Source organism: Streptomyces chiangmaiensis (genome assembly GCF_036281785.1).
Lineage (GTDB): Bacteria > Actinomycetota > Actinomycetes > Streptomycetales > Streptomycetaceae > Streptomyces > Streptomyces chiangmaiensis.
Window position 1 is genome coordinate 1 of record NZ_JAYWVC010000416.1, and the last position, 3536, is coordinate 3536.

Consider the following 3536-nt stretch of genomic DNA (forward strand, 5'->3'; position numbering starts at 1 on the left):
TCGTTCACCGGCGGAACGGTCGACCTCTCTGGCGCGACCGGTGAAGCGCCAATCGGTCTGATGCCGCCGGGAACACCGCTGCCGCCCGGTTTGTCGCTGCCGCCGACTTGGTGACTGTCCCCCCACTCGGTTCTCGGCGTGGGTCGGCTTCGGCAACGGCGGCGTGATCGCCGACAACGACCCTGTCGAGCAGGAGAAGACCGCGAAGTTCAACGCGCTGCTGTCCAACGCGGTGATCTTCCATAACGCGCTCGACATCGCCGAGATCGTGCGCCAGCTGCAGGCCGAGGGGATGGAGATCGATCCGGAGGACCTGGCGCAGGTCTCGCCGTACCTGACCGAGCACATCCGCCGCTTCGGCGAATACTCCACCCACGAACTCGGCGACGAACCGGACGCCTACGACCCCCGCCTGGACATCGACTTCACGCCGCTGCGCGGCGAGGAACCCGCCGCGGCCGGCTACGACACCGCCGCGTGAACCTCTCCACGAGCGAAGGACACCGGTCATGCCCGCTGAACAGATCGGACGCTGGGACGGCACGCGGCCGACCCGACCTGCGACGGTTACTGCGCAGGAGGACTACACGCATGCTGTTCGGTGCTGTTCTCTGATCCCATGGAGTGGTTCGGGACGGGGGCCGGGGAGGTGGGCGGGTGCCAGGTGAGGATCCAGCCGGCGGTAAGCGCCGCCGCGCCGCCTGCCAGGGCGATGGCGCCGCCTGTTCCGGTGCCTGCGGCCGCCGCGCCGAAGCAGGCCGGCCCGATGCCCTGTAGCGTCATGCTGCCGGAGCCGACCAGGCCGAAGGCCTGGCCTTGGCCATCTGGCGGTAGGGCGTCCAGGAACGGCCGTTGCAGGCCGAGACCGTAGGCGAATCCGAAGCCGCAGAGCAGGAGAAGACAGGATGAGACGCCCACTCCGGGCTCGGCAGCGAAGCCGACCAGCGGCATTCCCATCAGCGCGATCAACGGGACTACCAGTCGCTCCCGGGTGAGTGGCCGTAGGAGTCGGCCCACCAGCAGGTCACCGACCAGCATGCCGAGCGGCAGACAGCCCATCAGCACCGCGTACCAGCCGGGCGCGAAGTGGCGTCCTCCGGCGTAGGCGACGATCAGGCCTTCCGCGCCCGCCACGAACGCGGGCGGCAGCCATTGGGCCAGCATCAGTCGTCGCACCGTGTGTTTGCGCAGCAGCAGGCCGGCGCCGTGCAGGCTTGCCCGGACGGTGCCGGCGTCGCCCCGGGCGCTGTCGGGTGTGCCGTCGAGCTGTCCCGGCTGCAGTCGGGGTAGCCGGATGCGGATGGCGAGTGCGCAGCCGAGGTAGAGGGCGGCGCTGACCGCGAGCGCCCGGCGCGGGCCGAGTGCCGCGACGACCGCACCTCCAAGCGCCAGACCGAGCAGTTGCGCGCCGGAGGCAGCGATGTTGTTCAGCGAACGGCCCAGTACGTAGGCGTCGCCCTGCAACGACTGCGCGACCAGCCGACTCGACGCGCCGTGAAACACCGGTGTGGCGAGGGCGACCAGCGCCACGACACCAAGGCTTGCCACGGTCGGCATCCGCACCAGGGCGAGCAGCAGGGCGGCGGCGCACGTCAAGGCGTAGCCGCCGGTGATGAGCGCGCGGGGTGGCAGTCGGTCGGCCAGTGAGCCCAGCAGCAGCGAACCGAACAGCTGCGGGAGGAAGCCGATGCCGAAGGCCAGTGCGCTCAGCAGCGCGGAGCCGGTGGCCGAGAAGACCAGCACCGAGAACGTGGTGATCCGCAGCGCGTCCGCAGTGATCGCGACGGCGCGGGTCGAGAAGAGCAGCCGGAATCGCGGCTCGGCCAGCACCTCCCGGTAGGTGGCACGGTGGTTGCCCTGCGCGGGCTCGGCGGTTGGGGTCATGACGCGCAGCCTCGCCGTGCGCCCACGCCACTCACCAATGATTCGTCGCTGGACGAATCGGAACAGAAGTCCGGCGTTAGCATGACCGGGTGCTGCGCTTCGAAGTCTCCGTCGAGGACCTGCTGCGCAGCCGCTTCGCGCTGTCGCCCGCGCTGGACCTCTGCTTGCTGCTGCGCTCGCTCATCGGCCAGGGCCAGCCGCTGCCGCGAGCTTGGGCCGCCCGGCTCCTGCCGGCCTTTGAACGGCTACGCCGCGAGACCGAACTGGACGCCGCCCTCGCTCTGCAGGCCCCGCACGGCGGACCGAACTTCGTCGCCCCGCCCCCGCGCGGTCTCAACCAGACCTGGGCGGACGACCTGGCCATGATCAGGGCCACACCGCTGGAAGCGGCCCGCCACGAATTCGCCACCACCGCGACCGGCCCGTCCGCCCGCGATCCCCGCGTACGCGCGGTGCTGGATTCGCCGGACGCCGTCTCCAGGATCGCCGAGGCGATGGACCAGGCATGGCACGAGCTGCTCGCCGCGGACTGGCCGCAACTGCGCGCGATCTGTGAGCGCGATGTCGTGCACCGGGTGGGTGTGATCGGCGAACACGGATGGGCCACGACCATCGAGAGCCTGCACCGGGGCATCGCCTGGCACGCAGGCGGTATCGAGATCAACTTCTTCCGAGGCGGAACAGTCCGCCTCACCGGCGACGGGCTGCTGCTGATCCCATCGGTCTTCGTCGGGCATATCGCCGCCCACCTGGAAGACCCCTGGCCCAGGACCTTGGTCTATCGCGCCCGCGGCACCGCCGCCCTGTGGGGCGAACAGGAAACTGTCCCCCAACCGGACACGCTGACCGCACTGGTCGGCCGGGCCCGAGCCCGGCTGCTGTTGGCGCTGGACGCCCCGGCCAGTACCAGCCACCTCGCCCGAAGCCTCGCCATGGCACCCGGCGCGGTAGGAGACCACCTCGCCATCCTGCGAGGCGCGGGACTGCTCGTCCGCGCCCGGTCCGGACGGTCGGTGCTCTACCGGCGCACCCCGCTCGGCGAGGCGCTGGTCGCCGGTTCGGGCTGAGGGCTCAGATCGGCAGAGCAGCTCTACGACCAGCAGCTCGTCCGACTCCCCGGCGTCCAACGCCTGACTTCCACCCTGGTCATGAAGAACGTCGTCCAGGACAGACCGCTGCCCGAATAGCCGCCCCCTCGCTCCGGCCGCCCTCTCTGTCGACAAACGATCGTTTGCCGACACTTGAAGGGTGCAGACTTGGGTGCTTCCCGCAATGCATCAAGTGGTCTTGAGGTGTTCCGCGGTTTGTAGCCTCCACGACCCGCCACCCCGCTTCTCAAGCTGCTCACGCGCAGCCACTGCCCGGTCGGCCAACTGTGTTAGCCGACTGATCAGAGCCTTGTCGGAAGGCTCGTCGGGCTGAAGCCGCATGGGATGACGTTTTGCGTCCACTGGTCCACGGTCAGTGCCATGCCCATTGAAACCACGCGCCGACCGCTCAACCGCCGGGAAAGCGTTGCCTGATTGATGCCCAGCTTCTCGGCGAGCCGGAGCTGCGTCAGTCCCTGTTGCATATGGGCGTCCCGGACTTCTTGGGACCACTCGTCAAGGGCCTCTGCGAGGTAGTTAGCGAGATCCCCGAAGGAGACCCGG

At 69.5% G+C, this 3536-nt stretch carries 3 protein-coding genes and 2 pseudogenes; 3 read left to right on the plus strand and 2 right to left on the minus strand.

Going from position 1 to position 3536, the window contains the following annotated elements; all coding sequences use genetic code 11:
* Positions 1-142 precede the first annotated feature (142 nt).
* A pseudogene (locus VXC91_RS43515) lies at positions 143-481 on the plus strand (Tn3 family transposase); the annotation flags it as partial.
* An 86-nt stretch (positions 482-567) separates the two neighbouring features.
* On the opposite strand, the gene VXC91_RS43520 reads toward VXC91_RS43515, so the two are convergent.
* A complete protein-coding gene (locus VXC91_RS43520; RefSeq protein WP_329512879.1) occupies positions 568-1884 on the minus strand; it encodes an MFS transporter in 1317 nt (438 codons plus the stop codon).
* Positions 1885-1973: 89 nt separating this feature from the next.
* Between VXC91_RS43520 and VXC91_RS43525 the strand changes: the two genes are divergently transcribed.
* Positions 1974-2951, plus strand: coding sequence for a winged helix-turn-helix domain-containing protein (locus VXC91_RS43525; RefSeq protein ID WP_329512880.1), 978 nt, complete (start codon positions 1974-1976; stop codon positions 2949-2951).
* Positions 2952-2969: 18 nt separating this feature from the next.
* Positions 2970-3071: pseudogene (locus VXC91_RS43530) on the plus strand (Lrp/AsnC family transcriptional regulator); the annotation flags it as partial.
* Between the two features lie 203 nt (positions 3072-3274).
* Here VXC91_RS43530 and VXC91_RS43535 read toward each other — a convergent pair.
* Positions 3275-3536 (minus strand): helix-turn-helix domain-containing protein (locus VXC91_RS43535; protein ID WP_329512881.1); only part of this gene is annotated, 262 nt, incomplete at its 5' end.